The organism is Sporolactobacillus sp. KGMB 08714 (assembly GCF_036598985.1).
GTDB lineage: Bacteria > Bacillota > Bacilli > Bacillales > Sporolactobacillaceae > Sporolactobacillus.
Genome location: NZ_JAUUBW010000006.1, coordinates 14,598 through 40,582, shown reverse-complemented (window position 1 = coordinate 40,582; position 25,985 = coordinate 14,598). Strand labels below are relative to the sequence as shown.

Annotated in this window: 18 protein-coding genes; 2 read left to right on the top strand and 16 right to left on the bottom strand. The window is 49.2% G+C overall.

Features of this window, described 5'->3' with window-relative positions; all coding sequences use genetic code 11:
- Window positions 1–391: 391 nt before the first annotated feature.
- Window positions 392–1,960: an amidase gene (locus Q6A92_RS03700; RefSeq protein WP_332237083.1), complete on the top strand. Its 1,569-nt coding sequence runs from the start codon at window positions 392–394 to the stop codon at window positions 1,958–1,960.
- 309 nt (window positions 1,961–2,269) lie between these two features.
- On the opposite strand, the gene Q6A92_RS03695 is transcribed toward Q6A92_RS03700, so the two are convergent.
- From Q6A92_RS03695 to Q6A92_RS03645, 11 genes are all read right to left on the bottom strand, one after another.
- Window positions 2,270–2,887: a DMT family transporter gene (locus Q6A92_RS03695; RefSeq protein ID WP_443029678.1), complete on the bottom strand. Its 618-nt coding sequence runs from the start codon at window positions 2,885–2,887 to the stop codon at window positions 2,270–2,272.
- A gap of 386 nt (window positions 2,888–3,273) precedes the next feature.
- On the bottom strand, window positions 3,274–5,040 hold the full coding sequence (locus Q6A92_RS03690; RefSeq protein WP_332237081.1) for a hydantoinase B/oxoprolinase family protein: 1,767 nt from the start codon (window positions 5,038–5,040) through the stop codon (window positions 3,274–3,276).
- Complete coding sequence (locus tag Q6A92_RS03685; RefSeq protein WP_274399931.1) at window positions 5,040–7,127, bottom strand: hydantoinase/oxoprolinase family protein; 2,088 nt, start codon at window positions 7,125–7,127, stop codon at window positions 5,040–5,042. Before Q6A92_RS03685 ends, Q6A92_RS03690 begins: the two co-directional genes overlap by 1 nt.
- Window positions 7,128–7,226: 99 nt before the next feature.
- On the bottom strand, window positions 7,227–7,454 hold the full coding sequence (locus Q6A92_RS03680; RefSeq protein ID WP_332237080.1) for a hypothetical protein: 228 nt from the start codon (window positions 7,452–7,454) through the stop codon (window positions 7,227–7,229).
- A 71-nt stretch (window positions 7,455–7,525) separates the two neighbouring features.
- A complete protein-coding gene (gene preA / locus Q6A92_RS03675) occupies window positions 7,526–8,782 on the bottom strand; it encodes an NAD-dependent dihydropyrimidine dehydrogenase subunit PreA (RefSeq protein WP_332237079.1) in 1,257 nt (418 codons plus the stop codon).
- A gap of 16 nt (window positions 8,783–8,798) precedes the next feature.
- Complete coding sequence (locus Q6A92_RS03670; RefSeq protein WP_332237078.1) at window positions 8,799–10,127, bottom strand: NAD(P)-dependent oxidoreductase; 1,329 nt, start codon at window positions 10,125–10,127, stop codon at window positions 8,799–8,801.
- A 52-nt stretch (window positions 10,128–10,179) separates the two neighbouring features.
- A complete protein-coding gene (locus Q6A92_RS03665) occupies window positions 10,180–11,721 on the bottom strand; it encodes an NCS1 family nucleobase:cation symporter-1 (protein ID WP_332237116.1) in 1,542 nt (513 codons plus the stop codon).
- A 156-nt stretch (window positions 11,722–11,877) separates the two neighbouring features.
- The gene (locus Q6A92_RS03660; protein WP_332237077.1) at window positions 11,878–13,107 is read right to left on the bottom strand and encodes a Zn-dependent hydrolase; all 1,230 of its coding nucleotides are present in this window, start codon (window positions 13,105–13,107) and stop codon (window positions 11,878–11,880) included.
- Window positions 13,108–13,148: 41 nt separating this feature from the next.
- Window positions 13,149–14,300 (bottom strand): iron-containing alcohol dehydrogenase family protein, encoded by a 1,152-nt coding sequence (locus tag Q6A92_RS03655; RefSeq protein WP_332237076.1) that lies wholly within the window; start codon window positions 14,298–14,300, stop codon window positions 13,149–13,151.
- A gap of 19 nt (window positions 14,301–14,319) precedes the next feature.
- A complete protein-coding gene (locus Q6A92_RS03650) occupies window positions 14,320–15,687 on the bottom strand; it encodes an aminotransferase class III-fold pyridoxal phosphate-dependent enzyme (protein WP_274399919.1) in 1,368 nt (455 codons plus the stop codon).
- A gap of 122 nt (window positions 15,688–15,809) precedes the next feature.
- Window positions 15,810–16,970, bottom strand: a complete 1,161-nt coding sequence (locus Q6A92_RS03645; RefSeq protein WP_332237075.1) for a PucR family transcriptional regulator — start codon at window positions 16,968–16,970, stop codon at window positions 15,810–15,812.
- Window positions 16,971–17,267: 297 nt separating this feature from the next.
- Here Q6A92_RS03645 and Q6A92_RS03640 point away from each other — a divergent pair, with 297 nt between their 5' ends.
- A complete protein-coding gene (locus Q6A92_RS03640) occupies window positions 17,268–18,077 on the top strand; it encodes a uroporphyrinogen-III synthase (RefSeq protein ID WP_332237074.1) in 810 nt (269 codons plus the stop codon).
- 1,965 nt (window positions 18,078–20,042) lie between these two features.
- Here the strand turns inward: Q6A92_RS03640 and Q6A92_RS03635 are convergent.
- From Q6A92_RS03635 to Q6A92_RS03615, 5 genes are all read right to left on the bottom strand, one after another.
- The gene (locus tag Q6A92_RS03635) at window positions 20,043–21,083 is read right to left on the bottom strand and encodes a dipeptidase (protein ID WP_274399912.1); all 1,041 of its coding nucleotides are present in this window, start codon (window positions 21,081–21,083) and stop codon (window positions 20,043–20,045) included.
- Between the two features lie 98 nt (window positions 21,084–21,181).
- The gene (locus tag Q6A92_RS03630; RefSeq protein ID WP_274399911.1) at window positions 21,182–22,159 is read right to left on the bottom strand and encodes a phosphoglycerate dehydrogenase; all 978 of its coding nucleotides are present in this window, start codon (window positions 22,157–22,159) and stop codon (window positions 21,182–21,184) included.
- A 514-nt stretch (window positions 22,160–22,673) separates the two neighbouring features.
- Window positions 22,674–23,747, bottom strand: a complete 1,074-nt coding sequence (locus tag Q6A92_RS03625) for a BtaManbiosPhlase (RefSeq protein ID WP_332237115.1) — start codon at window positions 23,745–23,747, stop codon at window positions 22,674–22,676.
- A 22-nt stretch (window positions 23,748–23,769) separates the two neighbouring features.
- Window positions 23,770–24,696 (bottom strand): DUF1861 family protein, encoded by a 927-nt coding sequence (locus tag Q6A92_RS03620; RefSeq protein ID WP_274399909.1) that lies wholly within the window; start codon window positions 24,694–24,696, stop codon window positions 23,770–23,772.
- Between the two features lie 234 nt (window positions 24,697–24,930).
- Window positions 24,931–25,854, bottom strand: coding sequence for a DUF1861 family protein (locus tag Q6A92_RS03615; RefSeq protein WP_274399907.1), 924 nt, complete (start codon window positions 25,852–25,854; stop codon window positions 24,931–24,933).
- Window positions 25,855–25,985: the final 131 nt, after the last annotated feature.

Here is a 25,985-nt window from a genome sequence, read left to right as displayed (position 1 = left end):
TTGTATAAATTATGTCGGATTTTCCAACCGGGCGATCCGGATTCTTTAACAGGCTGACAGATAAAATGAATGTCGCATGATTACTCCGTTAACTCATGATCCATCATCGTCTGTGTTTCAGCCGCCGGCAAGCATGCTTTTGAAAAGTTCCGCACTGCCTTAAATCAGGGACTCGTCTCAGATTACAGAAGAAACAGCTCAGGGATTAGCGGCAAAGGGTCCTACAAACCGCTGAACTCCCATGATGTGAAATAATCACCCTAAACTTAGAAATGATCGATTCTGGATACAGAAAAATTGTTTTTCAGAAATAAAACATTCTACAGATTATCCTATCCGCACCCGTTAAGAGATACTCACGTTCATGATTACAAAGCAGGAGGTTATGTTCATGAAGAAACCGGATCTTGAATCGCTTCGGAAAATTATTGCTATGTATCATATGACCATGGATGATACCGAACTCAAAGCCTACCAAAAAATAATGAATGAAAGTCTTTTCGACTCGTATGAACACGTCGACCGGATGACTGAGCCGGAGCTGCCCGTTAAATATAAACGAGTGCCGGGATACCGGCCTCCCAAGGAAGAAAACCCTTTAAATGCCTGGTATTGGAAAACCGAAGTGGAGCATGCCGAGTCAGGAAAACTATCGGGGAAAAAGATTGTTCTGAAAGATAATGTCAGTCTGGCAGGTGTTCCGATGATGAACGGGACAAAAATTCTTGAGGGATTTGTTCCGCAGATTGACGCGACGGTGGTCACCCGCATTCTGGACGAAGGCGGAGAAATACTGGGAAAAGCAGTCTGCGAGAGTCTATGCTGCAGCTGCAGCAGCTTTACCTCCGACACCGGACCGGTTTTAAATCCCCATAATACGCTTTATTCCGCCGGTGGATCTTCCAGCGGAAGCGCCGCTCTCGTCTCCTCCGGCGAAGCGGATATGGCCATCGGCTGCGACCAGACCGGTTCGATCCGAATGCCGAGCGCATGGTGCGGCATCGTCGGCCTGAAACCGTCATGGGGGCTCGTCCCCTATACGGGCATATTTCCGATCGACGTGACGCTCGATCATGTTGGCCCGATGGCACGAACCGTAGAAAATGTCGCTCTGCTTTTGGAAGCCATCGCCGGACCGGACGGGCTGGATCCGCGCCAATACGGTCTGCAGCCGAAAACCTATTCAAAATACTTAACCGGCGACGCAGCAGGCCTGAGAATGGGCATTGTCGAGGAAGGATTCGGCTGGAAGAACCTTTCCGAACAGGATGTCGACCGGACGGTAAGAGCAGCCGCCGAATCGTTTACCGACTGCGGGGCATCCGTTGAAACGGTATCGATCCCGATGCACCGTGACGGGATCCATATTGCCAATATCATTAATACTGAAGGAACAACCGTACAAATGTTCAGAGGCAACGGCCTGGGAACGAGCTGGAAGGGCTATCACCAGACCCAGCTGCTCGATGCATTTGCCGACGGGATGGCCGCGCGTGCAAACGATCTTTCCGCAGCCGCCAAGATCACAATCATGACCGGACAGTATATGCAGCATGCCTATCGCGGGCGGTATTACGCAAAAGCGCAGAACCTGGCACGTCTGCTGAGAGCAGCGTATGACCATGCATTCCGCAGTTTTGATGTTCTGATCATGCCCACCGTTCCCTACAAGGCTACGAAGCTTCCGGACGATGAGGCCGATCTCAGGAAAATAATCGCGCTCTCTTTTGGCGTCGATACCAACACCGGCGTCTTCGATGTCACCGGACATCCGGCGATGAATGTGCCGTGCGGATCAGCAAACGGACTGCCGATCGGCATGATGCTGATCGGCAGATACGGGGAAGAAGAGATCTTATTACGCGCCGCCCATGCTTTCGAAACCATGACACATGGGATGTTTGCAAGACCGGCAGAACTTAAAAAACAAACTCTTGGATCCTATCCGACCAACGATTAAATAATTATCCAACGATGATCCTCCAAGCAGCTTTGAAAGACAGGCTTTCTGCCTAATCCAAAGCTGTCTTTTTGAGCTTGGCCGTCTTTCTTTTGCGAACGGCGCACAAAGTATTGACGCCAAGAACACCAAGAACCACGAGCAAGGCCCCGACACAGTGGTAGTAGTCCAGGGATTCATTCAGAAAACCGCTCCGGAAAACATTGAAATGATGGTTGTCAGGTTGGCGAAGGCGCCGAATTTTGACGCCTCAATTTCAGAGAGTGCAAAGTTCGAAAGAAAAAAAGTGATAAATGACGCAAACACTCCTTAGTACAAAATGGATAAGAAAAATAATGGATGGAAAAAGGGCTCCATAGATCGTGAGAATGTGCCTTGAATCAGGTGATTGATAAGAGCCATAAGATTAAAACTGACAAATCCGATGAAAATCATGATGCAGGTCATATCGATCATTCTATATTTCTGCGCCATCGCTCTTGTCAGAACGTTATAACCGGCATAGGAAAGCGTGCTTAAAATAAATAGCAGAATACCCAACCACCGGGCTTCCCCTACATGCCTGCCTGTCATCAAAAAGATGAACAGCACTCCGAACACAGACAGAATGATTGAAAACTTTTGAATCCGGTTTGTTTTTTCTTTCAGGAAACAGGAAGCCAGCAGCAAAGTAAAAATAGGCAGCATCGCCTGAATAATGCCTGCTTCAGCCGCGGGAAGGGACGTCAGTCCAAGCGCTTGTGTTAAAAAATAGAAACACGGATTCAGCAGGAAAATCGGCAGAAAACGCAGGACATCCCGCAAGTGTATGGATAATCTGATTCCTGTCGGCGGAAGGATCATAATCGAAAATAAGAATGCCACCGTCAAACGATCGGCAAGGACATCCAGAGGATTGCCGTACCGAAGCGCTAGTTTGATGAACATAAAAGAAAAACCAATGATTATTGAAAAGAGGACGGCTGATAAATAGGAAAAAAAACGTCTGGAAAAAATCACACCATCATCTCCAGCTCAATGCGGCGAATCGTAATTTTGAATCTGTGCCTAACTTTCTTTCCCATACAATAGTTGTTTTATGGAACAACGGCAGAAACGCTCGGCCTGCTAAAATGCTTTGCAATTAAACGAAACAACGATCCATCCAACTGCCTATAATTAAAAAAACAGAAAAAAGGAATCCTGCATGGCATGACCGGTGTGCAGTCTGAACCAATGGACTCCTCAATAATAAATGTCTCGAACCCATCGTTAAATTTCAGATAGGAAAGGCCATGAACGTACGCCATGGATCCGCCCGCTCATCTCTTCATTTAATGGGCGATACGCAAATTCTTTGTCGCTTCCCGGTTAATCCCGCTGCCAATGATCACGACGCCGTATTCGGACTTCGCCCTTCCCGGAGATACATAGCCGTCCTGAACATCCGTAAGAACTTTCTCCGGATCGCGCTCATAGGGATCTCCATATCCGCCCCCGCACGGTCCGACAATCCGCAAGGTTTCGCCTCTATGCGTTTTTTTATAAGGAACTTTTGAAGGCAGCGCAGTTTCCCGGCCCTCTTGATCCGTGAATATCAGTTTGCTCGGTGTACCGTCTTTACCGCCGTCAAAGCCCCACGGCGCGTATTTCTGGCCTTCGCCTTCGACGGAGAAGCCCCCTTCATCGGTAAACTCAATATCCCGGATCGGACCGACACCGCCCCTGTACTTTCCTGCCGCCGCGGCGTTATCCGGAAACTCGTATCGGGTCACACTGAGAGGGTGATGGGATTCAATATCTTCTATCGGATTGTTTCGTGTATTGGCGTATAATACATCAATGGCATCCATCCCGTCTTTTCCGTAACGCCCTCCGGAACTTCCCGCCATAATGTCCATATATACCCAGTATTTTTTATCAATCATCCCGCTGTAAGCAACCATATACAGATTCCCGATCCCCGCACAGATCTGGTTCGGAACGGCCTGGCCCAGTGCGCGCATAATCGTATCGGCCAGAGCATTGCCCGGGCAGAATCTGGAAATTGTCGGTGCCGGATAGACTGGATTAGCCAAAGTCCCTTCCGGAGCAATAATTTTTATGGGACGGATCATCCCTGCATTCTGGGGTATATAGCCGAATTTTTTAGAGTCCAGCAAGATTGTCCGGATTGTTAAATAAACGGCCATGTCCGTTGTTCCCGCAAGAGGCATGTTAATCGGCCGATCGTCAACCTGATCGGATGTACCCGTTAAATCCACAGTTATCTCATCATCTTTCACGGTCAAATTAACGACAAACTTCAGATCTTTTCGCTTCGGATCCGGGCTGTCCAAATAACCGTCTATATAACCGACCGAATGATACGTCCCGTTTGGGATCTTTGAAATTTCATGGCGGAGGATCCGTTCCGAGTAATCCATCAAATAATCACGGGCTGCCCGCACAGTCTCCAATCCAAATTTCTCAACTATCTCCAGATAGCGTTCTGCTCCGATTCGACAGGTTGCAATCTGCGCTTCCATATCGCCGACCACCATATCAGTGGCCCGCACATTGTCCCGGATCAGGCGCCACACCATATCCACTTTTTTTCCTTCTTCATAAACCTTGATTGCTTTGAATTGCATGCCCTCTGCAAAGCAGTCAACCGCGTCGATAATGCCGATTGAGCCGGGCGACAAAGCGCCTAAATCCAACTGGTGAGCCGTAGAGCAGGAATAACCGATCAACTCTCCTTTGTAATAGACAGGGACGAAAAACCCGCAATCCGGCTGATGTGTCGCGCCATAAAAGGCAGAATTATGAAGAATAACATCGCCTGGTTTAAAATCATAACCCCTCTCTGCCATGATTTCTTTAATTCCGTGAAGATATCCCGGTATAGGGCCGGATTGCAGCGGAGTGCTGTTGACCGACTCGCATAGTTGCCGGCCGTTTTCATCAAGCAGGGCACAGCCAAAGTCATTTGACTCGCGGATGATGCTGGAATAAGACATACGCGCAAGTTTATGGCCCATTTCGATCGCAATATTCTTAAGTGCTCCGCCTACAACCTGGGCAGTAATCGGATCTATCGCCGTTTTCGTATCAACCATTATACTTCCACCCCTATTTCTACTAAGATGCTCCCGTTTGCTAGCATCGTGGCCGTACAATCAGGAGGAATAACCGACGTCGTATCCTTTTGCAGGATGATGCAGGGGCCTGGTATCGGTTCATTGATAGGCAATGTTTCTTTTTGGTAATGCGGAGTATCGAATGTCTTTAAAGAACCGTCCGAACGGAACCAAGCCGGGGCCGTCTTAACCTTCGCCTTGATCAGGGAATGAACGCCTTCCGAAAAATCCGGATCTGCGATTTTCGGCATATTGCCGATACCGGTCACACGCATATTCACAATTTCAATCGAAGCATCCGGGAAAGCGTGCCCGTACTCGCGTTTATGAACCGTATGGAAAGTTTCCCATATCGCGTGAATATTTGCTGCATCGATCGAACCGGAGGCAACAGGGATACGCAATTCGTAGCCTTGCCCGACGTAACGGCAGTCAAAGAAATGCAGCAGAGTGATTTTGTCCGGTGCAAATCCGGCCTCTCCCAGCTGCCCGGCAATATCTTCCTCCAGACTTTTGTATTTTTGATTCAGATAGTCCGTATCGAGCCTATCGCTGGACATAAAGATTGTCTGGACCGCGTCATATTTTAGATCCGTTGTCAAAAGGCCGGTTGCCGACGTAATACCGGGATACGGCGGTATAATAACCTCCGGGATGTCAAGGATTTTCGCGACCTCAACCGAACACATCGGTCCGCCGCCGCCCAGTGCCGCCAGACTGAAGCCGCGGGGATCAAAGCCCTTCTGAATGGTTCTTGAGCGAATCGCGTTGGCCATGTTGTTATTGACGATGGTTAAAATTCCTTCAGCCGTCTCATATAAACCCAATCCGAGTGTCGATGCTAAGTCTTGTACGGCTTGAACTGCCTTTTCCGGGTAGATTTTCATTTCTCCATCGAGAAAATGATCCGGGTCCAATCTGCCGAGCACCAGCGTCGCATCGGTTACCGTCGGCAGTTCCCCGCCGCGTCCGTAACAGGCCGGCCCCGGATACGAACCGGCGCTTCTCGGGCCGACTTTGAACGCGCCCCCGGCGTCAACATAGGCGATACTGCCTCCGCCCGCTCCGATCGTATGAATATCGATCATCGGCACCTGCACCGGATAGCCGGCAATCTGGGTATCGCCGGCTATCGCCTCTGAAAAGCCCCGTTCTGTCACAATCCCAATATCCGCACTTGTTCCGCCGACATCAAAAGTGATCAATCTTTGATGATCGGACAATTTCCCGGCCCATTGTCCGCCAAGCACTCCGGCCGCCGGCCCCGATAAGAGCGTCATGACCGGTTTTTCCGATACCGTCCGGGAATTAGCGACACCGCCGTTGGATGTCATAATCAAGAGGTCGCAGTCTACTTCTGCCTCACGGAGACGCGATTCCAGGCTCTCAATGTACCCCTTCATGACCGGACCGACAAAGCCATTCATACTTGCTGTTGCGAAGCGTTCAAACTCGCGGAACTGCGGAGAAATATTTGCCGAAGCGGTGACATAAAAGTCAGGAAACTTTTCACTGATTATTTTTTTTACCCGCTCTTCATGTTCCGGTTCTAAATAAGAGAACAGGAACCCGACGACAACGGATTCGATCCCTTCATTTTTAAACTCGTTCAATATTTTAATGACTTCATCTTCATCTAATGGAATCTTTTCATAAGCTTTTCCATTCGATAAACCGATCCGTTCTGAAACAGTCCTGCGGTAACGGCGTTCAACCATGCTGTTATCCTGCCACGGGATTTCCTGGGCAATGGAATAATTCTCCGGTCTCTGATGCCGGCCGATCTGCAGAATATCCCTGTAGCCCTTTGTGGTAATCAGTCCGGTTTTTGCTCCGTTATGTTCAAGCACAGCGTTCGTCGCAATCGTTGTCCCGTGAAAAATATGATCGATACGGTTTCTTTCTATGCCGTACCGGCTGCAAATCTCTGTGATGCCTTTGACCATACCGACCGAAGGATCTTTTGTTGTGGTAGGTGTTTTATGAATATGTGATATGCCCGTGTCCGTATCTGTATAAATAACATCCGTGAACGTGCCGCCTATGTCAACACCAATCAGTTTCATATCATCCTGCCTCCATCCGATTCACATGATTGAATCAGCAAAATCATTTAATATTTCTGATAATAGAAACTTCAGAATGACTGAATGCGTCATATCCAGTCAGCTCTTCACTTTTCTTTTTAAACGCAGCCGATTCGTAAAATATTTTCTTGCATCCGGAGTGAGTATACGCAGAGTTTTCACTTGATCGGGAGATTTCCGATCTGCCGGTCTGAACTGAATAAGAGCTCCGTTAAGATTTTCTTTGACACTGACAATTTGATAATCTTGTTCCATTAATTCGTCAATTTGTTTTTTTTCTTTTAAAAATATTTTGTACTCATACATTTTCCGAACCTCATCAGGTTAATAAAATTTTATCCGAAGCTAAAATAATCGCCGGCCATTCAAGCATCTTCTTATAAAGTGTTAAGCAGTGCCTGACGTTCATTCCACGTCATCGGCCTTTCCCCCGATTGTTCGATCATGTCGATCGCCCCGTCAACCGGACAGACAATTGAGCAGAGATTGCAGCCGACACAGTCTTCTTCGCGGACTTTCAGTGCAGGCTTGCCATGCTCATCAGTGATCCTCTCAATGCATTGATGCGCCCCGTCTTCACAAGCGATGTGGCATTTATTGCAATGGATACACTGATCCTGATTAATACGGGCAACTACCCGGTAATTCAGATCAAGATCGCCCCAATCCATATAATTGGGTACGGATCGGCCGACCAGATCCATAACTGAGGCGAGTCCCTTTTCATCCAGGTAGTTATTCAACCCGTCAATCATGTCTTCCACAATACGGAATCCATGATGCATCGCTGCCGTACACACCTGCAGCCCCGTCGCACCCATCAGCATGAATTCTGCGGCGTCCCGCCAGGTTCCGATCCCGCCGATGCCTGAAATCGGAATGTTGACATCCGTCTGCCGGGCACATTCTCCGACCATGCTCAATGCAATCGGTTTGACCGCCGGGCCGCAGTAACCTCCATGGGTTCCTTCCCCGGCCACGCTCGGGATTGTATGCCAAGTGTCGAGATCAATGCCCATCAGACTGTTGATCGTGTTGATCAGACTGATGGCGTCCGCTCCGCCCCGGCTTGCCGCATAGGCAGTAGCTGTGATATCCGTTATATTAGGCGTCAATTTTACGATAACCGGTGTTCCAGCAGCTTCTTTCGCCCAGCCGGTCTGCTTCTCAACCAGCTCCGGCACCTGACCAGAGGCCGAACCCATTCCGCGTTCCGCCATGCCGTGGGGGCATCCAAAGTTTAATTCCAGACCGTCGACGCCGGCAGCTTCAACCTTTTTCACGATTTCATGCCATTTCTCCCGTACCGGTTCAACCATGAGTGAAGCAATGATGACATGGTTGGGAAACTTCTTTTTTGTTTCAGCAATCTCCCGCAGGTTGACGTCAAGCGGACGGTCTGTAATCAGCTCGATATTATTAAAACCCGCAACCCGCTGGCCGTTATAATGAAGCGCAGAAAACCGGGAAGTCACGTTGACAATCGGATCGCCCAGAGTTTTCCAGACTGCTCCGCCCCATCCGGCTTCAAAGGCTCTTTGCACTTGATAGCCGGAATTGGTTGGCGGCCCGGAGGCAAGCCAGAACGGATTCATAGATTTTATTCCGGCGAAATTAATGCGTAAATCTGCCAATAGGATCCCCCCAGTCTTAAATTCTGCTCAGCATTTGTTCCCGGATCGCACGCGCCGTCTTTTTTCCCTGTTCAGCGGCAGCGACAACCATCGCTTCGCCGCCTCCATTTCCGAAAATGACATCCCCCGCGGCGTAAACTTTAGGATTCGATGTCTGATAAGTTTCTGGATTCACCTTAACAATACCGTGATCATTCTCAATACCGAATACTTTTACTAACGACGTATAGCGCGATTGGCCGGTCGCCCTGACCACAACATCAATGTCCATCCGGAATTCAGAATTTTCACGCTCCACTGGCCGCCGTCTTTCGGTAGCATCAATATCTGCAAGTTTCATCCGCACACATTCCATCCCGGTAACATGTCCCAACCCATTATCAATGAATCTTTTCGGTTGGGTGAGCCATTTGAACTCAATGCCCTCTTGCTTGGCAAAAGCGTACTCGGACGGATAAGCGGTCATCTCCGCTTCGGAGCGGCGATAAACAATACTAACATTTGCCGCCCCCAGACGTTTCAGACATGCGGCAGCGTCGATCGCGGTATTTCCTGCCCCGATCACCGCCGCACGTTTGTTGATGAATCGGTCGGTTAAATGGCCGTCCTTCACTTTTTCAATGAACTGGATCGCATCAAGGACACCATCCAGATCCTCGCCGGGAATACCCAGAAGCGGGACATCCGACAGGCCGATCGCCAGAACAATCACATCAAAATCGCTGATCAATGTTTCCGGCTGCATGTCTTTTCCTACCTCGGTATTCGTATGAATCGCCACTCCAAGGTTTTCAACCTGTTCCACTTCCCAGAGCGGGATTGTCCGCGGCAGACGGAAAGGGACAATCCCGTAAGTATCCAGCCCGCCCGCTTTATCTTTCTTTTCATAGACTGTGACCTTGAATCCGTACCGGGCCAGTTCGCGTGCCGCTGAAAGCCCGGCCGGTCCGCTTCCGACAATGGCTGCCGTCTTGCCATGCGGTTTTCCCGGCTGAAACAATGGCTCACGATTCTTCATTGCCCAATTTGTTGCATGCCTCTGCAGATCGCCGATCATGATCGGAAGCGATACATCATTCAGAACACAGGCGCCTTCGCACAGCTCTTCCGTCGGACAAATCCTCGCGCATGTCGCCCCCATCGGATTGGCTTCCATAATGACCTTGGCTGCGCCCTTTAAATTTCCCGATGCAATTTTTTTGATAAAAGACGGTACCTTAATATTTGCCGGACAGGCCTTCGCGCAAGGCGCATCATAGCAAAACAGGCATCGGTTGGCTTCTTCCATAACTTCTTTCGGCTTTAGATCAGCTCTGATTTCCGCAAAATTTTTCTTTATATCCATCCGGACCGTCACCTCCATTGAATGGATCTGCCGTTTGCAGCAGGATCATTCGTTATCCGATATTTTCCGGGCTCTGGTTCGCCATATTAACGGCAGCATGCTTGCCCGAACCTGCATCATTCACGATGACCGTCATCTCCTCATATTCGCCGTCCTTCAAGAGACTGGCGTCACTGCGCATCAGGTAACTGTATACCCCGACAGCGATCAGCAGGCCGATTGTCCATGCGTTATCCCACAGAAACTTAAGGGCCGGTATAAATAGTCCGAGAAGAGGAACGACGATCCCCACTATCAATGCATACACGCTGTTTTTGTTAAACCCGGAAGAATAACTGTAGCGGCCGTTTCCTGTATAAAGCTCCGTCAGCGCTAGATGGCGGCGGCGGACAATCCAGTAATCGGCGATGGCGATTCCGTCAATCGGGCCAAGAAGGGCGCCATATCCGCCGAGAAAACCGAAAATGTAATTTTGAAAGTTGGCCATGAGATACCAAGGCTGCATGACCAGAGCGAATAAGCCGGTAATGACTGCGCCAATGGCAAAGGTGATATGCCGCGGCCAGAGATTCTCCGCCGCACGTGCCGGAGCGACGAGATTCGCGCCCACATTAATAGTCAGTGAGGAAATGACAATAACAACGGCTCCCAGAAAAACGATAAAGGTCGGAAAATGTGAGAGCAGATCAACGGGCTGCCATAAAGCCTGACCATACAGGACGACCGTTGCCGACGTAACGAAGATACCGATAAAAGAAAATATCGTCATAGTCAAAGGAAGTGTAACGGCCTGAGCAACCATCATCGATTTATGATTCTTTGCCTGCCGGGCGAAGTCAGGAATGTTGAGCGCAAGTGTGGCCCAAAAAGCAATGACACCGGTTAACGCAGGAAAGAAGGTTGCGAGAAACTGGCCGGTTGACCGAAGCTTGCTGGGCGCCGTCATAATCGGACCGAGGCCGTTAATGTGAGCGACCGCCCAAATAAACAATGCGGCCGAAGCAATGCCGACAATAGGAGTCGCAATCATGGCAAGCCACTTAATGCCCTCGGGGCCTCTCATGCCGACGACGACATTAAGCGCCCAAAAAAGAATGAATACGATAGCTGTATGAAGGCCGAAATTTTGCCAGGCCGGGAAAATTTTCATAAGGAGCGCATCGATACTCGTTGTTCCGATCCATGTGTTGATACCGAACCAGCCAGCCGCCACGATGGCCCGTGCTACTGTCGGAATGTGTGCGCCTCTTGACCCAAACCACAATCTTGCAAATACAGGATACGGAATCCCAAATTTTGTACCGGCATGTGAATTGAGTAATATCGGGATCAATACGATACAGTTGCCGAGAAAAATAGTGAGCAGTGCCTGCCACCAGTTCATGCCCAATGCAATCAGGCCGCTGGCCATCGTATACGAGGGGATAACAAGACACATGCCAATCCATAAGGTGACAAAGTTGATCCCGCCCCATGAATGTTCTGCTTGTGTTGTCGGCCGCAAGTCATCGTTCCACAAATGACTGTCTTTCAGGCTGTCTGCAGCTTCACTCGTCAGAGTGACAATTCCATCCCGTTCAACTTGTGTTTTCATCATGTGATTTCCCCTTTAATTGGAATTGAGTTGCAGAACAGCCATCAAGTAACTCGTAATATTTTAAAATTATATATTTATTTTCTTATATGGCAGAATTTTCTGCTATATTATCTAATATAAAATGTAAGAACAGGCAATCTTTCATTTCCAACCTTATTGATCGGAAAGGATGGCCAGAATGGTATCCAGCGCTACATTCACCCCCTTTACGCAGTCTTCATACGACGTCAGTTCCTCCTCGCAATGACTTTTCCCCCTGACGCTCGGCACAAAGATCATAGCCGTCGGGACCCGACTTGCCATGTACTGAGCGTCATGTCCCGCACCGCTGTACATTCTTTTATATGAATATCCCAGAGATTGTGCAGATTTTTCTAATTGACGACAGATTTCCGGATCAAAAGCGGCCGTCTCGCGGTCCCACAGCTTTTTCGCCGCGATTGTGCATCCCCCCATGGATTCGGGAAGCTCCTGAATGATCTTGACCACCTGGCCGACCACCTCGGGATCCCTGTGTCTGGCCTCAAGAGTAAAGCGCACTTTATCCGGAATAACTGTGTGGATATTCGGAAAAACGTTCATTCTGCCCATTGTATACACCAGCCCGCCGTCTAAACGGTTCAATGACCGGCGCAGTGCCGCAATCAGATCGGCTGCCGCAAAAAGTGCGTCCTTTCGCATGCTCATTGGTGTCGTTCCGGCATGATCCGCTTCGCCGTTAATTTCAATTTCGTAATTGACCATGCCGACAACACCCTCGACAATGCCGATCTGCAGAGATTCGCTTTCAAGAATCGGTCCCTGCTCGATATGCATTTCCAGATAGGCTGAGGCCTCCGTTAACCTGTTGCTCCGGTTGCCCTCATATCCGCTTGCTTTGAGTGCTTCGCCAAATGTTATCCCCCTGCTATCCTTGCTTTTCAGAATCCCGGCTTTATCGAACATCCCGGTTATGACCCCTGAACACATCATCGCCGGATCAAACCGGGCACCTTCCTCATTGGTAAAATCAACGATTGTAAAAGGAATCTTTGGTTTCATTCGTTGGTCAAAAAGCGTACGGCCGACTTCCAGGGCTGCGAGAACGCCGAGGACACCGTCAAAGCGCCCGCCTTTTTCCACGGAATCCAAATGCGAACCCATCACAATCGGCGGTTTGTTCTCCTCTCCGGCCATCGCCGCATAAATATTGGCCATATCATCAACACTTACCGTCATGCCTATTTTCTCGCAGCAGGAAACAAAATAATTTCGGGCGGCAATGTCTTCCCTTGAAAGGGATAATCGGGTGACTCCATGATTCCTTGTACGGCCGAATTCCGCAAATTTCTCCAGAGATTGTTTGAGCCTTTTTCCATTAATCGTTATTTTCTGTTGCTGCACGTTTCCGCCTCCTCCAAATAACCGATCACCAAAGGAACCCTTTAATTGCGCTGCGCCAGACTTGAATGCAGTTGACGATACATTTCCTTCAAACCGTTTTCTGTCATCTCCACCGGATTATTCTTCATGTTCGGCGCGAAACTATGAGAAACAAGTTCATCCAGATCAGCTTCCGAGAGAATGCCCACCTCCTCTAAAGTTGTGCGGAGCCTCATCTCCTTTTTCATTTCGTCAATACGATCGGCCAGACGATCGGAATCCTCAAATCCTAAACGCCTGCTGAAAGCATTCAGCCGATCGGATTCAGGACCGAACCGGCTATTCAGCTTCCAGAAAGAAGGAAGAGTAAAAGCGCAGGCTTCCCCGTGAGGAATGCCATAATCCTGAGTCAGCGGGTAGGAACAGGCATGCGCGGCAGCAGTTTGCGTGAGACTGAATGCCAGACCGGCGGTCACTGAAGCCTCACTCATTTTCTCCCTGGCTTCCATATTTCCGGGCTCGTGGTATGCCTTTAACAAATAGTGAAAAACAAGAGACGCCGCGTGCTCTGCCGCCATGTCTGTCAAAGGTTGATGTTTCTTTCCATAGTAAGCTTCCAGCGAATGAGCCAGCACGTCGAGTCCGCTCGCTGCCGTAACCTGAGGCGGGCAGGACACCGTCAGCTCGGGATCAATCAACGCATAGACCGGATAGAAATAGTCACTTGCGAGCAGCGCCTTCACTCCTCTTTCCGTGTCGGTCAGGACCGATGCAGCCGTCACTTCGCTGGCTGTCCCGGACGTCGTCGGCATTGCGAGCAGCGGAATGCCGCGTTGCGTGATCGGGCGTGCCTTTGACAGAAAATCCGCCGTGCTGTACGGTGTTCCGGCAACGAAACAGGCAGCTTTCGCGCAGTCCATGATACTTCCGCCGCCAAGAGCGACGGCAAATCCACAATGATGTTCGCGAATGGCCGCCGCACAAGCATCTGTGTTGGTGACAGTCGGGTTGGGCCGGATCTCCGAAAAGACCGCGACTATTCTGCCCTCGGATTGATCTGCGATTTTCTGCGCAATCCCGGTCCGCACCATGGACGGCGCGCTGATCAGAATGCCGCGTTGTACATTCATCCGACTTAAAATATCCGGCAGTTTTTTCCGCTTTCCCGTGCCAAAGTCGATTGGAACAGGCTGTTTGTAGAAAAAATTCTCCATCGGATTCATCCCCAATTATTTATTTAGAAATCACGGTCTGACCCGTGAACAGATCATTTTTCTCAAACTGAGCCAGGGCTTTCTCAAAGATATCCATTGCTTCATTGATCTGCCGCTCCGTTATGATGAGCGGGGGTGCGATCATGACACTGGATTCATGCGAATATGTGTAGAAGCCATTTTCACTCAGCAGGCCGACGAACCGGTGCATCAACCCGGCCGTATCCTTTCCATAGTCCATTCCGTAAGCGATGAGAGGCTCTTTTGTCGCTTTATCCTTAACAAGTTCCACGGCCGCGAACAGCCCGATATGGCGGACGTCGCCAACCGAAGCAAAGCGGCGCAGTTTTTCCAGACGTTCGGCGAGGACATCCCCCATTGCCGCAGCATGATCGATCAAGTATTCCTCCTTATAGATATCAAGAGTCGCACAGCCGATTTGTGTTGAAACGGTATGTCCGCTGTAGGTCAGCCCGGTCATCAGGACATGATCGTCAAAATATCGGGCGACTTTCTCACTGACAATGACACCGCCGAGCGGGCAGTATCCGCTCGTCACACCCTTTGCAAACGTCATGATATCCGGGACAAAATCAAAGTGATCGACCGCGAACATTTGGCCGGTGCGGCCGAATCCCGACATGACTTCATCACAGATCATCAGAATGCCATATTTGTCGCATAGTTTGCGTATCCCTTCAAGGTAGCCTTTCGGAGGAATAAGCACACCGTTGCTGCCCGGGACAGGCTCCACGAAAATTGCTGCAATTAAATCCGGCCCTTCATACAAGATCTGATTGTTCAGCTGTTCCAAATAAAAAGCCGAAACCGCTTCTTCGCTTTTAAAATCGATCGACTCGCGGTACAGATAGGGGGTATTGAATTTAATAAATCCGGGAATGCCCGGTTCCACAACAAATCGGCGGCTCTCCCCGGACAGATTTCCCGCTCCGAATGTTGCTCCGTGGTAAGAACGGTAACGTGAGAATATTTTATAACGGCCGGTCGCCATGCGCGCGATTTTTACCGCATGATCATTCGAATCCGCACCTCCATTTGTAAAGAATACCTTAGCCATATTTTTAGGAGCTGCTTCAATGATTTTGCGTGCCAATTCCGACTTGGATGCGGTGGCAAAGCCCGGCGCCGCCAGCGGAATTTCACCAATGTGCCTGAATTCTTCCATCAGCTTTGGATGATTATGCCCGACATTCAAGTAAACAAGTTGCGAGCACATGTCATAATATTTTTTGCCCGACTCATCCCAGAAAAAAATACCCTCGCCTTTTTTGATCAATTTCGAATGAATATTTTTTTGCTTTGTCCAGGCATGCAGCACATAATGCTGGTCGTCTTTTTTAATTTGACCATCGCCAATTTGATTCATGAACTGACAACTCCTATAATATTTTCAGAATTAATATAATTTAATGATATACCTTTATTAATTGAAAACAATGACAATTGGAATGAAATAAATTGTGCATCTGCATAAGCATAATGCACAATTTATCTCATGACATTCTCAATCATAAACGCCAGCGAAAGATTCATTTTCACAAAAGGATGATATAAATCCACACCCAGTATCGATTCAATTTTTTTTGTTTTGTAGAGCACCGTGTTGCGGTGAACAAATTCTTTTCGGGCAATGTTTGCAGTGTGCCCGTCCTCTTCAAGAAACACGCGGAGAAAATGGACAAAATCCGTCTCATGCAGCTTATCATAGCCATAAAGCAGGCCAAGCGTCTCCTGATGAAAAGTTTCGACCACATTCCGGTCCCGCACATTCATGATGATTTTATAAGCCCCGACATCCTTATATTCACAGATCAGGAGATCCGGATAATGCCGGGCCAGATGGATGACCGCCATGGCTTCATCATAACTTTCCGACAGATTTTTTACCGAATAATCGCTCCCGGCGCCAATGAACAAATCCGTTTTTTCCGATTTTCCTCCGTATTTACCGCGAATGCTCTGAATTAGTTTCGAAAGAGGAGGAGCCGAGATTTGTATTTCTGTTCGATCGGCCATATAAATGATCTGATCTCTGTGAACCATTGACAGAAGAATTTTATACCCTTTCGAAAGCTCATTTTCAATCATATGGAGCAGCCGTGAAGAAACGTCCGATACAGAACCGGCCGTACCCACAATAATGCTGAAATGAGCATCCGCTTCAATGCCGAGCTGAGAAAGTTCCTTGCCGAGAAGTCTACGATCAGTCTCGGGATCGAAGAGAATTTCAGAAAGAAGGCATTCCGTTTTCGTCTGTCCTTGTCCCGCCGCTGTCAGATATTGAACAGTAATTTTGACAAAATCGGCAATCCGGTATGCCCACGGCATTTCAAAAACCGGAAATCGGTGTTCGTCGGCAAACTGAAACACCGGTTCGGGAATGGACGGAATGTAGGGACCGACATTCAGAATGATGCCTGCAGCTTTCCGATTGAATGCCATATTGACTAATGCATTTAATTTCCGTTCATCCCCGCCCATATTGATGCCGGTTGTAACAAGCAGCTCATTCTCTTTAAAAAATTCAACGAGACGATCGCTTTCCATTACATTTACACCATTAATAAGCCTGTTGATTCCATTTTTTCCTGCAACTAATCGAATCGGTTCCAACTCGGGTAAAGAGAATAATTTTTTAAGCGTAATCATGTTCTCTTCATCTCCATTTACGAAAATCAGCCGTTTGCGGCCGACTATTTTCTTTTTTTCTGAATAGCGGATTATTTTTTTATAAAAAGATAATAAATTAGCCATTATCGCATTACGAATTATTAATATTTTATGAATAATTACATTATTACTATATCTTTCTTTCCACAATGTGTCCAGCATCTTAATGAACGGCACGGCCATTTTTCTATCCCGTTCAAGAACTGAAGGGTAAAATCTTGACAGTTTCCGCAAAACTGTTAATGATAGAAGAAAAAAACAAAGGATTGATGCCTTTTGAAGGGTCTTCTGAACAAAAGAATCGGCATCGCTTCCGATCGTCAATCCGGAACGATTGCCTCTCTGGTCTTAAAACACGGCGGAACACCCGAAATTTTTTCAATACAGGGCACAAGGCAGCGCAACGAAACTGCCTGCATCGAAAGCATCACAACATTGATTCGCAAACCGTTCGACTGGGTGATCCTGACGACAGGGATCGGTGCAAAAGCGCTGGAAAAAACAGCAGCAGAGATCAACCAGACGGAAAACTTTCTCCGTTCACTGAGAGAAAGAAAACTGGCTATCAGAGGAAGTAAAACATTGAACTGGCTGAGGGACCATGACCTCGTCCCCGAACGTGTATCATCTGATGGAACAATGGCACAGTTATTTTCCATTTTTAAAGCGGACGCCGCCCTTCCCGCTGAAAATCGTGTTTATTTGCAGGTCTACGATGAAGATGAAGCCGAGCTGAAACAAACGCTCGAGACACTCGGCTGCACAGTTTATCTGTCAAAACCGTATCATTATGAAAGTCCGAAAAAGCAGGTTTTAAAAGCACTGACCGGCCGTATCATCAGCCGAACACTCGACGCGGTTGTGTTCACAAGCAAAACACAGGTCAGGAATTTGTTTAACCAGGGGGACCGGAAAGAAGAGCTGGTGCAGGCATTCAATGATCATGTCCTGGCTGTCGCTGTCGGCAAAGTCACTGCCAGCGAGATTTCCGACCAGGGAGTAAGCCAGCTGATCCATCCGGATCCTCCAAAGATGGGAGCCATGATTGTCCGGCTGGATCAATATTATGAAGCGCTCCCGCAATAACTTGATAAGACGGAGCAATACCTGACACAGAAAGCGGTCTCTAATTAAGAGCTTCTCTTTCGTTCATTCCGGATTCACTTTCAGAATGATCAATTTGTTTAAAAAGCGGGCAGGATCAAGGTCGGACTCTCCAAGTTTAGGGCGGATTTTCCGCCTTGAAGCGATAACCGCTCGTTTCGAGGCAATTCCGTGTCTTAAGGCATGTCTTCAGTTCGGGCAATCCTCTCTGTTTCTGTCATAAGACAGCATCTTTGGTTTGAACGATTCTCTTTGTTTCTGCCATAAGACAGCATTTTTGGTTTGAGCGATTCTCTTTGTTTCTGCCATAAGACAGCATCTTTGGTTTGAGCGATTTTCCCATGGTTTCGTGTCATGGGGCGAATATCCTCGAGTTGGGAAGTTTCCGGGAGCCGATGTTCTTCACCGAACAATGATGAGTGTTTCCCCTGTGCCTTGAGGCGGCCGTTTCCGAGTTTAAAACGATTCTTCCACATTCCCGAACGATGATCCAATAGCTGAGGGCTCATCATGACTGATAGACTGTCGCCCGGATTTGATCAGCAGCAGCGGCTGCTGATCGCCATGAATTATACAGCGGTTGCAATCGAGACAAGAATATGTGTTGACGCATGCACTTAAAATCACTCACAAAAAATTACACCGGACAAAAAATTTCTTTACTGAGAACAGGTGATGTTGTGCAGGAGCGCCGTGCCGTGCATAAGATCGATAAGGATGAAGCAAAGAGCTGACAAACTGTAAATTTAAATTTCGATTTTTATTTTGGTGCGACTTATTCCCAGTTCGGTGCGACTTCCCCACGTTTCGGTGCGACTCCGGCCTGATTCGGTGTGCCATTCTGGCGTTTCGGTGCGTCCGCTCAGATTTGGTGCGACTTATGCCCGGTTCGGTGCGACTTCCCCACGTTTCGGTGCGACTCCGGCCTGATTCGGTGCGTCATTCTGGCATTTCGGTGCGTCCGCTCAGCTCGGTGCGACTTATGCCCAGTTCGGTGCGACTTATGCCCAGTTCGGTGCGACTTCCCCATGTTTCGGTGCGACTCCGGCCTGATTTGGTGCGCCACTCTGGCGTTTCGGTGCGTCCGCTCAGATTTGGTGCGACTTATGCCCAGTTCGGTGCGTCCGCTCAGTTCGGTGCGGCTCCGGCCTGATTCGGTGCGCCATTCTGGCGTTTCGGTGCGTCCGCTCAGATTCGGTGCGACTTATGCCCGGTTCGGTGCGACTTCCCCACGTTTCGGTGCGGCTCCGGCCTGATTTGGTGCGCCATTCTGGCGTTTCGGTCGTCCGCTCAGATTTGGTGCGACTTATGCCCGGTTCGGTGCGACTTCCCCACGTTTCGGTGCGACTCCGGCCTGATTCGGTGCGCCATTCTGGCGTTTCGGTACGACTCGGGCCTGATTCGGTGCGCCATTCTGGCATTTCGGTGCGTCCGCTCAGATTTGGTGCGACTTATGCCCAGTTCGGTGCGACTTCCCCATGTTTCGGTGCGACTCAGGCCTGATTCGGTGCGCCATTCTGGCGTTTCGGTGCGTCCGTTCAGATTCGGTGCGACTTATGCCCAGTTCGGTGCGACTTCCCCATGTTTCGGTGCGGCTCCGGCCTGATTCGGTGCACCATTCTGGCATTTCGGTGCGTCTGCTCAGCTCGGTGCGACTTATGCCCAGTTCGGTGCGACTTCCCCATGTTTCGGTGCGACTCCGGCCTGATTTGGTGCGCCACTCTGGCATTTCGGTGCATCCGCTCAGTTCGGTGCGACTTATGCCCGGTTCGGTGCGACTTCCCCACGTTTCGGTGCGCCATTCTGGCATTTCGGTGCGTCCGCTCAGATTTGGTGCGACTTCCCCATGTTTCGGTTCAACCGTTTAAAAAAAAACAGCACAGCGCTGTTCGCACTTAATGCGAACGGTGCTGTGCTTGTTGTAAACAATTTTTTCTTCTATCACGTTTACTTCAGAACTCGGCGATAAAGATTCAAAAAGTTTCCGCCTAAAATCAGGCCGATCTGCTCATCCGTATAGCCGCGGCCGATCAGGCCTTCGGTGAATTTCAGCATGTCCTTGTGGCTGGTAACGACGTCAAAATCGTCGGGGCCCGTTTGTCCGGCCGGCCTGAGATTAATCTCCGTCAGAAAGTGGCAGATGTCGAGGCCGACTCCGACATGCTCCGCACCGACGAGACGGACTATGTAGTCGACATGATCGAGCAGATGCGCGATATCGCCATGCTCATAATTGTCGGAAACAAACTTATTGCATCCGTTCATCCCGATCACACCGCCGGTTGCCGAAAGTGAACGGATCTGATCATCGGTCAAGTTCCTCATCGAAGAAGCAATGCTGCGGACATTGGAATGCGAAGCGATGACCGGGCCGCGCGCTCTTGCCAGAACATCCTCAAACCCTTCATCGTTCAGATGACTGACATCAATAATCATATTCATTTTCTCTGCGAGCTGAATCAGGCGGACGCCAAAATCAGTCAGGCCGCCCCTGCGCCCTTCATCTCTTGGAGAAAAGTGGCTGCCGTCTGCGGCAAAGTTGCGCCTGCTCCACGTCAGGCCGACGAAACGGACACCCAGTTTATAAAAAATAGGAAGCAGACCGAGATCGTTTGTCAGCGGATCGACGCCTTCAAGCGATAAGAGAATAGCGAGCCGATGACTGCGGTGTGCGGCCAAAATATCATCGTAAGTTGTACATAACTGAATCTTATCCGGCGACTCCTCGATCTCCGCATAAAGCGCGCTGATCTGATCAAGTGCTTTTTTCAGTCCCATTTCCGGCAAATAATCGTCTTCGATAAAAAGCGAGCAAACGAGGACGCCGATCCCGCCCGCCGCAAATGCAGGCATAAAATTTGTTTCGATAACTTTTTTATAGCCCAGTTTTCGTCGCAAATCGACCTCCATCAAGAGATCGAAGTGGGCATCGACGACCAAATACTGTTGATGAAGACGTCTGGCATGTTCCTGTACGGTTTCTGGCAATGATCATTCCTCCAATTTAATAAACAATTCCGGTTTCCGTTTTTGTACAAAAATGCTCTGCTAAACTGCGGCTTCCGAAAAATCAGACGGCAGCAGGGTCATATTTTGTGCATTTCTTTCAATTCTTTCAGATTAACCACATAGCGCAGCGATTCCTGATCAATGAATCGGCGGATGTTTTCAACCGTTATTTCCGCGACACGATCGACGCTTTCCTCAGTCATGCCGCCGATGTGCGGGGTCGCAATCAGATTGTCAAGATCGGGAAGCTTTTCTTCCGGCGGTTCATTTTCAAAAACATCGAGTGCGGCACCGCCGATCTTTTTCTGCCGCAAGGTCTCAAAAAGTGCCTGTTCGTCAATTATTGCTCCCCGGGAAATATTAATCAGGAACGCCGACGGTTTCATTTTGGCGATTGCCCGTTCGTCGATTAAATGATAGTTCGACTTTGTCAGCGCCGTGCTAATCACAATATAATCCGCTTCTTTCAGCAGCTGATCCAGTTCGACAAATGAAGCGCCGAGTCTGCCCGCTGCTTCGTGATCTTTGTAATTTCCGAAAACGATCACTTTCATATCAAACGCTCCGGCAAACCCGGCAATCTTCATGCCGATTGAGCCGAACCCGATAATCCCGAGCGTTTTCCCGCGGCATTCATACCCCCTGCTGGGCAGCCATACTCCGTCCTTTGTCTTTCTGTCCAGCTGCGGGATCATTCTGGATAGACCGATCATCAGACCGATTGCAAGCTCGGCAACCGACGTCGCGTTCTCCCCGTGAGCATTGCTGACCAGAATTCCCCTTTCGGTAGCGCAGCCGACATCCACATTATCCAGACCCGTCCCCGTCTTCAGAATGTACTTCAGCCGCGGAGCCGCGTCAATAACCTCCCGATCCGCCGGTGCCACCGCTGTTATGTAGATCTCCGCATCTGAAATGTTTTTTTTAATCGTTTCCTTATTCTGTGCCTGATTATACAGCAGGCATGTCACATCCGCTCCGGCCTTTTCCATACGGTCGACCATTGTCCGGTAAATCGGGAAATAAGATTTACCCACGCAGAAAAGAACGTTCACACGGCATCCCCTCCTTTAAACATCAGATTCTTGACCCCCCTTTTCTCTTCCCGGACAGCAAAATAAGGGTTTCAGGGCTCCCTAAGCCGTCTCCCCAATGAAACAGCCGGAGAGTCCGAAGCCTCCATTCAATCATGTATCATCCATAAAAACTGAATACGTATGCACCCGGCCGCATTCCTATGTGTTGGAGGCTTAATCTTTCCTGTTCATATAGAACAGATTTTTGTCACTTTTTGAAGCCCATAGCTTTATTTTAGCAGTTTTCCCGACCGCTCCAAAATTTAAGGACATTTTTGCGGACGGAACACGCCGTGCCGCATTTGGAAGACCGGATGAACAGATAAAATGTCTCAAAACAAAGAATCCATTTACGCCGAGCGTGACGATGCTTTTTTCCAAGTACGATAAAAAAACAGTTAAAAAGATCCCCGCTTTTTGGAGATCTTCTCAGTTTCGTTCGTTAGCTGATAACAGGCCGGCGCATGGTGACGGACAGCCATCTGAGTCCGGTTCAGCGCATAGTCTCCCCATGCTTCAGTTCCTGCAGTATGTCGTCCACGTCCAGCTCCGCGCAAGCCATGGACCTGTCGGAAACCCCGTAATAAAGCCTGAGGGTCTTCCCGTCGGCAGCAGCCCCGCAACTGAAAACAACGTCGCCGAAAAAGCCATCCTTTTCATAATCCCTCTCCGGTTCAAGAATCGGTGCTTTCGACCGTGCCAGAACGTCTGAGGGATCATCGAGAGCCAGCAAAGCCGCTCCGAGACAATAACGGCTGCCCGCGGACATGCCGTGATAAATCACCAGCCATCCTTCCTCCGTCTTGATCGGCACCGCTCCTGCGCCAATTCGTTCGCTGTCCCATTCACCCTTTCGGATACTCATAAGATGGCGGTGATTGCCCCAATCATTCAGATTATCGGACTCCGCAAGCCATATGTCCGGACTTCCGACGCTTTTCAGCGCCGGACGATGCAGCGCATAGTACAAGCCGTGTATCTTCTCCGGAAAAATGACGGCATCTTTATTTTCCGGTGCGAAAATCAGCCCGTGATCTTCATAAGTCTTAAAATCTCTGGTTGTTACCATATTCACGCCGATTCCCATTGGCGATACGGCACTGAAATAAATATAATAGACCGTGCCGATCCGGGTGATGCGGGGATCTTCGATGCCAAAGATCTGATAGTCGTTAAACGGATAGATAAACGGCTGATCGTCGATTGTGAAATGATGGCCGTCCTTGCTTCTGGCCAGCCGAAGATAGGACAGAGAGGTCAGGCCGCAAAAACATTGCGGCTGATCGGCCGGCCGGATCACTCGGCTGTCGTCAAAATTAAAACGGGCATCCCGCCGGCTGAACGTCCTGATTTCCATTCTTTTTTCTTTGGGATGATAGACGGGCGAGAGAACAACTGAAGGATCGCTTGTTTTCGGCCGTTCCGCAACCCGCAGCAGCAGCAGCGTTTCATTCTTATATTCGGCCACTCCGGCGTTGAATGCGCCGATCACTTCAAAGCCCCGATGATAAGGTTTCACATCGTCCGGTGTGATTAAAGGATTTTCCGCATAACGATAAACCGGGATCAACGAAAACGCCTCTTTCCAGCTATAATTGTTCATATTTTTCAAAGGGATCGTTCAGCACAATTTTCTGAGCCTCTGCGTCGCTGGTGCCCGCGTACAGGATCAGCTTCGAATTTCTGCGGATCGCCCCGCCGCTGAAAACAACGTCCTTCAAATCTTCCCTCTTCGTCGGCCCGTCAATAAAATCATTGCGCGTAGCAATGATTTCAACAGGTGTATGATCGCCGTTATGAGGATTCAGTGTAAAAATCATCGAGTAATAATGGCGGTTTCCTTGTTCATCAAAATGGGCCACATGGCCAAGCACACCGGCATTTCCGTTCTTCAGCGGATGAATCTCATTGGCGCCGCCCCATTCTCCGTCGGCAAAATGGTCTTCAAGAAGCGGTGCATCCTCAATCTTTCGGACATCCAGTTCATCGAGAGAAGCCATCAGGAAAAATCCGATTTTTCCTCTTCCCCCTTTTCTGCCCTGCGGCCGTGTCAATACGAGAATGGCGCCGCTGTGCAGCTGGGTCAGGCGCAGATCTTTCATACCCTCCGGCCCTCTGAAAAAGGGGACCAGTGATTTGACCGTCCTTCCTTTATACAGAACGGTCCTCCACGTCGTCTTCCCGCTGCCGTCGCGGAAGACTTCAACGCCTCCGAAAATGAGCATTCCGTCTATGCGGGTTACAAACGGATCCTGAAGAGGAAAAACCGGCATGTCTTTTATCAGCTGCCAGCTGCCGTTTTGTTTTTCAAAGAAAGCGACAACCGACTCTTCACTGTCTCTAGGTTCGACGCGGCCGGCCAGGATTTCTTTTTCTCCATCACCAAAAGCGGCCGTCACATTGTAAACATCTCTTTCGCCGACCCCGGTAAATTTCAACTTTTCTACTTCATGGACAGGCTGGTCATCATTTCTGTACTTTTCCAGAAGAGCGCAGCAATCCGTTTGACGGCTCATCAATGACTATAATCCTCCTGATTTATTTATAAATTTTTTTCTTACAAGAAGAGAATTATAGTACGTTGTTTCATTAAGTCAAGCAGTCTGCCTGCCCCATTTTTATATGATCGCCGCCAATTAAAAAGATGCGGAAAAGTCGGCACGCATTGGGGAAAATCGGGCTTACCTTCCCTTTTTTTATTCTTCATAAACCCGTATCCCGTTTCGAAAATCCGCCGCCCGAACGGCCGATTAAGATTCATATTTCAGGAACGGATCGTCCATGACCAGCCTCTGCGCCTCGGTATCACTCGTGCCGGCATACAGAATCAGTCCGGAATGGGTCCGGATTGCGCCGCCGCTGAAAACAACATCCTTCAGATCGCTTCGCTTAGCAGGCCCATTAAGAAAATCCTTGCGCGTCGCAATAATTTCCAGCGGAGTATGACGGCCCGTCTTCAGATCCAAAGTAAACAGCATCGAATAATAATGACGGCAGCCCTTCCCGTCGAATTCGGCAATATGACCGATCACGCCGATCAGCCCGTTCTTCAGAATATGAATGTCATTGGCGCCGCCCCACTCTCCTTTTGTAAACTGATCCATAAAAATAGGGGCTTCGATCAGCTTCCGGTTGCTCAGCTGATCCATCGTGTCCAGAACACAGTATCCGATCTTTCCTCTTCCCCCCTTTCCCAGCTGCGGACGCGTCAGGACAAGAATTCTGCCGTCGCTCAGCTGCTTAAGACGAACATCTTTCATTCCCTTCGGCCCTTCGAAAAACAGATTCAGCGACCTGAGCGTTTTGCCGGAATAAAAGGCCATACGCCAGATTCTTTGCATAGTCCCGATTTTATGAATTTTGACGCCGCCAAGAATCAGATGGCCGCCGATCCGCGTCACAAAAGGATCCTGCAGAGGCAGGACGGGCAAATGATGAATCCGCTGCCATTGTCTATCTCTCTTTTCGAAAAAGACCACGATCGAATCTTCGCTTTTTCTCGTTTCCACACGTCCGGCAATGACCAAACGGTTTTCGTCACAAAAAGGCGCGGTAATATTGTAGACATCGCGCCTTCCCACGCCGGTAAAATGCAGCTTTTCCACCGAATGGTATCGCGGGTGAGCTTTCTCGTACCTTTCAAGCAATTCGATACAATCTTTCGGATGACCCATTTCATCGCCCCTTCACTATTTGGCTCTTTTGAAAACCCGTCCGGACAACTTCCGGCCCGCCATTAATAAAGAAAACGGTTACTATCTTGTTCGTTCAAATGACGCCTTTCTTTTACATTATAGCCTCCGCC